Origin of the sequence: Acinetobacter sp. 161(2023), from assembly GCF_037027805.1 — a bacterium.
Lineage (GTDB): Bacteria > Pseudomonadota > Gammaproteobacteria > Pseudomonadales > Moraxellaceae > Acinetobacter.
This window is the reverse complement of sequence record NZ_JAZEYD010000031.1, coordinates 1-5887: the sequence shown is the minus strand read 5'-3', so window position 1 is coordinate 5887 and position 5887 is coordinate 1. Positions and strand designations below refer to the sequence as shown.

Genomic DNA, 5887 nt, shown 5'->3' with positions numbered 1-5887 from the left:
AAAAATGGGAGTCTATAGCTTCCATTTTCATCAATGATTCTTAAGATCTTCTAGCATTGCTTCACGCAGAATTTTATTCATGCGTGTCTGATAGCCTTTGCCTTGAGCCTTTAACCATGCAAGTACATCTGCATCTAGACGAACAGATGTTTGTTGCTTCACTGGACGATAAAATTGCCCATGGCGAACAGCATGACTCCAGTCGGTAATCTCAGGAATGTCAGATAGATCTAATTGTTCATCTGGTACAGTTCCTTTCGCAAGCAAGCGTTTAATTTCAGCATCTTGCTTGTCACTGAAATTTTCATTCAGTTCTTTGCGTGTATATCTAATCATGCTCATATTGATTGCGTTCCGCTTTAGTGACTTGCCTTGCACTAATGATTCGTATGATCTCACAGTCATCATCGTCAATGATTGTATGAGCCACCAATAACATCAGTACACCTTTAACCATACCGATCGTTTGCCAACGTTCTTCACCATTGGTATGTCGATCCTGGATTGAGATCCGTAAAGGATCTTCAAAAACGAGGCTTGCCGTTTCAAAAGATACATCATGTTTTTTCTGATTCTTTTGGTTTTTAGCCTCATCCCATTCGAAATACAGTTCCATAAAAAACATTCAAATTTGTATATACAATAATGTATCATAAATTTGTATCACTCAAGCTAATTGGAGTAATTTTTAGTCAAAATTATTGGCTAAAAGTGACAAAAGTGCTTAAAAAAAATCCGCTTTGTTTCCAAAGCGGATTTTTGCGGTAGTTTCGGGTTATGTAAAATAGCTAAGTATATGATTTTATTTAACTTATAAAAGAAGATTTCGGATAACGGCCATTATGTTAAATGGGGTCTTTATGAGAAATTAATAATCTATTTTTGTTTGAGATTGAAGTATATTTAAAAAAATTAAGTTGCTTTTTTAAATGCATAATTTCATCTTTTAGTTTTTTGATTTGTTCATCTCTTTCGTCCCGTATAGGGGAAGTAATTTCACCCAATTTTTTAACTAACTGGCTATATTCAATCAAGTTATTGTAGTCAAGTTCAAAATCTCCGCTTCTTATATATTTAAGTATAGTCGAGCGAGGTTTTTTATACGCTATAGCAGCATCACTGATCGAAAATTTTTTTAAAAAATGATGATGTTTACCTAGCATATTATTTCACTTAAGGCATTATTAATTTGGTAGATATATGTTAATAAAATTAACACATATAAGATATAAATCTTTAATCATTGTTGGTTGATAATTGAACGTTTACTTTACACATGCCCTACTCTGATAATTTTTCTATTATTAAATCAATATGCTTTTAAAAATTTATATTATTAACATACTACGCCTTATGCGAAAAACCTAGATTTTACATTTATGGGCAAAAATCTAGGTTTTCCTTATGGATCTGAATCAAAAACACAAATTTTCCACTTATAAAAATCAATCTAAGCTAAAGCCTGGATCTTTTTTCTGAGTAAGCACATGGCGTCTAGATATTTCTAAATCATATTCCTTGCCATAAAGTTCAGCATTGTTCTGATTTCTAATTTTTTTAATTGTGTTTTTTTGAGCTTCAACATCAAGCTGAATAATTGGATCAGCGCTATAAAGTTTCCATCGAGGGATTTGTGGTACATCCTGTAATTTGGTCCCGAATTTTTGATTGAAATCGTCATTAGATAGGCAACTGACCTGATTTTTCACTTCAATTTCTATACCATAGACCATTACTTTTTTAGTTGGTGCATATTTTTCTAAAAACAAATTCATTAATTCTTGAGTTTTTTCACGGAATACTTTGACCTGATTTCGCCCAAAACCTAATGCATCAGCTGTTAACTTTTGCGCACCACCTTGAGTTGGATTTTTAGGACGATACTGTTTAAAAAACTGCTCTGGTGGTCGTTCAATATCATCTGAAATTGTTCTTTCTGAATACATCAAATGTAAATGTGGTTGATCCTCTCCAGTAATTTCACTGGGATGATTATGAATGACCGCGGTATAAGGAAATTGATATTGTCCGGCAAACTGATCTATTAACTTCTGAACCAATTCTGCTCGTTGTTCTAGTATTAACTCTTTTGGTAAAGCAATGGTTAAAGTAGAGCTTGTTCTTCCCCGGGAAATTTCAAATTGATCAGCACTTTTCCAAAAAAGTTTTGGTTTATTTTCTGCCCATTTGGGCATATTTCCATACCGTATAAACTCTAATTTTTCATTGTCTTTTTGATTTTCAAAATGTGCCGTCCGAGTTAAATAATGGAATGCATTCAGAGAACTCTGCTCTTTTTTAATATTATGCTTTAGATTTAAATAAAACATCAGTTCACCTCAAACAAATTACGTGTAACGAAACAGCAAATTTTCTTGTAACAAGGGGCTAATTCTTGTTGCAGAGAGCAGTCTCTTCTTGTTGCAAACATCGATATTTCATCAAAAAAGTTTGTTGCACTCGTCTAAAATTCGCTGTTTTTCTTGTTGCACCCCTTTCCCATTTCTTGTAACGGCAGACATTGCTTACTTTTTCACCATTAAGAAAAATACCGTTAAAACCCGAAGAAAAACTCATAATTTAATAATTAAATCAGTGGGTTGTGTAGCCTCCGCAGGAGCGAGTAGAAGTGTCTTTTTTTAACAATGATTGCTTTAGCAATCATTGTTAAAAAAAGACACGGAAACGAGATAAACAATATTTTATGTATAACATAAAATATTGTTTCAACACCATCAGAATTCCGCTAACATCAATTTAGATACCCAAAATCAGGAAATGCGCTTTGGCCGGTAGAAAAACATTTGCCTTAACACAACAAGAAATCATCGATTTGGATAAACATATTCGAGCGCTGCCGTTTAAAAGACGAATGCAAGATGCTTTTTTAGCAATGATTTCTGAACGAGAATCAATGAAACAACTGAATGAAGAAGATTTAAAACTTATTCAACGATGTCGTTATGAGCGCAATACTTATAATAAACGTATAGTTCAATTACAACTGATCCAAAAAACCGAGCCACAGAAATTAAAAAAATTAGAATTGAATATTCTAGAATTAAGTAAAAAAACAGATATTGATGCTTACTTTGCAATGCATGATGCATTAAATGAAGTTTTAAAAATTAAAAGAAATCAGACTTCTGAAAAGAATATTACAGCGAAGGTCGAACGAGTTTTAAACCCTGAGAAATATAACCAGGCCCCCCTTAGTAAATCTTTAAGAAAACAGCAAGACCACATTAAATATTTTATCGGATCACTATATTTAAACTTATTGGAACAAAGCGGTTTAGAGCGATCAAATTCAAACCAAGATTTAGATCGAATGCTCGATTTATTTAAGCAAGCACAATCCGGAGCAGAAAAGAACAATGCATTTAGCCTGGATCAAAATAGAAAAACAGATATTTTATCGGCTAAATCGCTATATGAAATGGAGAAATTGATTAAGCAAGCCAAAGAAGATCCAAGGAATCCTTTCAATAAAGCTTAGATTGACTCAAATAATAGGGTTTAAATACACTGTTGAAGCCGTATATGCCTTTTTTAGCCTAAACCTATATTCCCCATCAATAAAAAAATTAGAGTGCTCTAAACGCAAATTAGAGTATTTTGGAGATCATTTGATTTTACCGATAAGAACAAAGTGAGTGTCTACGAGCGATCCTTGGAAAATTTTGCCTAGACTCCCTGAAAAACCGCTTTTTAGGCTGTGAAACCTAAATAAGCATAGAAAAGTTGTAGAAATTTGAGTCTAGATCGAGCGTAGCGAGTAAAAAGGTTTTATGAGCGTAGCGAATTCCGAGTTGCTTTTGCTTTTTTTAAAATCACGTAAGTGCTTACCAAAAAATTGCCCCGACGAACTGAGCGAAAGCGAAGTTCAATAGAGTTTGAGCGAAGCGAAAACCAAGGGCAATTTTTCTTTACCTGGGCTTTTAATTATTTTTAATCTTTTAAATGCTTTTAAGTAAGCTGTAACCCTTTATTCATAATAGTTTTAGAGTTAATAAAACTAGGTTTATCGACCCATAAAACTAGGTTTATCGACCCATAAAACTAGGTTTATCGACCCATAAAACTAGGTTTATCGACCCATAAAACTAGGTTTATCGACCCCAAATTAAGTCGATTTACAATTCAATTAAAATAGTCTATTGTACAACCTAGTTTAATTATAAATTTATTATTAGAAATGAGTGAATTAATTGTAAAGGATAATGCTTTAATTCAAGCTAGCTATACCCTAGATACAGTTGAACAAAGGCTGATCCTATTAGCCATTGCTGAAGCTCGGGAAACAGGGCACGGGATAACTGAAAATAGCCTTTTAGAAGTACATGCAAGTAGTTATATCAATACCTTTAATGTCGAGAAACACACTGCTTATACCGTGCTTCGGGATGCATCTAAAAGCTTGTTTGATCGCTATGTCACGTATCATGACATTAATCCTAAGACTGGTAAGGATCGTAGCTTTCACTGTCGTTGGGTCGATAAAATTGGATATGAACCTCAATCCGGGATCGTTTTCCTACGTTTCACGCAAGACATTGTTCCACTCATAACTCGACTGGAAGAAAACTTTACTAAATATGAATTGGAGCAGGTTTCGAGATTAACTAGCTCTTATGCTATTCGGTTATACGAGTTATTAATTCAATGGAGATCTGCTGGTAAAACGCCAATTTTTGATCTATCGATCTTTAGACAACAACTTGGTGTCGAAGCTCATCAATACAAAACAATGAGTAATTTTAAAACGTATGTTTTAGATTTTGCCCTCAAGCAAGTAAATGAGTTAACCGATATAACGGCTAAATATGAACAACATAAAAAAGGACGTTCAATTTCCGGTTTTTCTTTCAGTTTTAAGCAGAAAAAAACCAACTCTGACAAAGTAATTAAGGGAACGGATACATTAGCCCTTTTCACCAAAATGAGTGATAAACAACGTCATCTCTTTGCCAACAAACTTTCTGAATTACCTGAGATGGGGCAATATTCAGAAGGCACCGAAAGCTTCCAACAATTTGCTATACGCATTGCAGAAATGCTCCAAGATTATCAAAAATTCCAAGAATTATTCCCTTATCTTCAAAAAGTTGGCTTTGCACCTGCCTAAAATTTAAACTTGATCATTTGTCTATTAGACAGTCTAATAGACAACAACTTTTGACAGGTTTAGGCATAGATTTACAACATGAAAAGCCTTACAGTTCTCGAGCTTTCTAAGCTTTACAATATCAATAGACAAACGATTTACAACAACATAAAGAAAGGAATTTTAAGTAAAAATTCCCAGAATAAGATCGATCTAGCCGAGGCTATCCGTGTTTTCGGGGAACCTGTCAAAAAAGAGGATGTAAAAGAACCTGTAAAAATAGACAGTCCAAATTCGGCAGAAGTTTTACTACTTAGACAGCAGATAGACATGCTGAAAAACCAGCTTGATGATGCCAAAGATCGGGAATCTTTCTATCAGAACCAAATTGAAACGATGCAACGCCTATTAGAAGCCCCAAAACCTAATATGACTACGTTTACCGATCAAGAATTAGTGCAACCCAGCATAGCCAAACCAGATCCCGAACCTGACACAGCAGAAGCTAAACATGACGGATTGACTACTCCAGAGCGGAGGGAAAATAAGCGGATTCCAGTGCCAGAGCACATTGAACCAGAGCCTGAGAAAAGAGGCTTTTGGAGCCGTTTTTTTAGACCCTATGATTAACCACGATTGTTTAATTAATATGAATAAAGTCGTGAAACTTTGATTAAATAATAAGCGTGGAACGTGAAAAATCATAAAAAAAAAGCCCACCTTGGGGAGGTTGGGCAAAAAAGAAACTACAGCGTTGAATTTTCAAGAGAATTATAACGC

General features: G+C 34.3%; 7 protein-coding genes. 3 read left to right on the top strand and 4 right to left on the bottom strand.

Features of this window, described 5'->3' with window-relative positions; genetic code table 11:
• Nucleotides 1-30: 30 nt before the first annotated feature.
• The 4 genes from WA249_RS18620 to WA249_RS18605 all read right to left on the bottom strand — a co-directional run bounded on the left by WA249_RS18620 (nt 31) and on the right by WA249_RS18605 (nt 2330).
• A complete protein-coding gene (locus tag WA249_RS18620; protein WP_336170908.1) occupies nt 31-342 on the bottom strand; it encodes a BrnA antitoxin family protein in 312 nt (103 codons plus the stop codon).
• Nucleotides 329-616, bottom strand: a complete 288-nt coding sequence (locus WA249_RS18615) for a BrnT family toxin (RefSeq protein WP_336170906.1) — start codon at nt 614-616, stop codon at nt 329-331. Before WA249_RS18615 ends, WA249_RS18620 begins: the two co-directional genes overlap by 14 nt.
• 229 nt (nt 617-845) lie before the next feature.
• Complete coding sequence (locus WA249_RS18610) at nt 846-1163, bottom strand: hypothetical protein (protein ID WP_020992415.1); 318 nt, start codon at nt 1161-1163, stop codon at nt 846-848.
• 282 nt (nt 1164-1445) lie between these two features.
• Nucleotides 1446-2330: a MobA/MobL family protein gene (locus tag WA249_RS18605; protein ID WP_006581719.1), complete on the bottom strand. Its 885-nt coding sequence runs from the start codon at nt 2328-2330 to the stop codon at nt 1446-1448.
• Between the two features lie 455 nt (nt 2331-2785).
• On the opposite strand from WA249_RS18605, the gene WA249_RS18600 reads away from it, so the two are divergent.
• From WA249_RS18600 to WA249_RS18590, 3 genes are all read left to right on the top strand, one after another.
• Nucleotides 2786-3499, top strand: a complete 714-nt coding sequence (locus WA249_RS18600; RefSeq protein ID WP_006581718.1) for a hypothetical protein — start codon at nt 2786-2788, stop codon at nt 3497-3499.
• 699 nt (nt 3500-4198) lie between these two features.
• Nucleotides 4199-5128 (top strand): replication initiation protein RepM, encoded by a 930-nt coding sequence (gene repM, locus WA249_RS18595; protein WP_005065049.1) that lies wholly within the window; start codon nt 4199-4201, stop codon nt 5126-5128.
• A gap of 78 nt (nt 5129-5206) precedes the next feature.
• Nucleotides 5207-5737 carry a plasmid replication DNA-binding protein gene (locus tag WA249_RS18590; protein ID WP_006581721.1) on the top strand — a complete coding sequence of 177 codons (531 nt, stop codon included), beginning with the start codon at nt 5207-5209 and terminating at the stop codon, nt 5735-5737.
• The last annotated feature ends 150 nt before the right edge of the window (nt 5738-5887 follow it).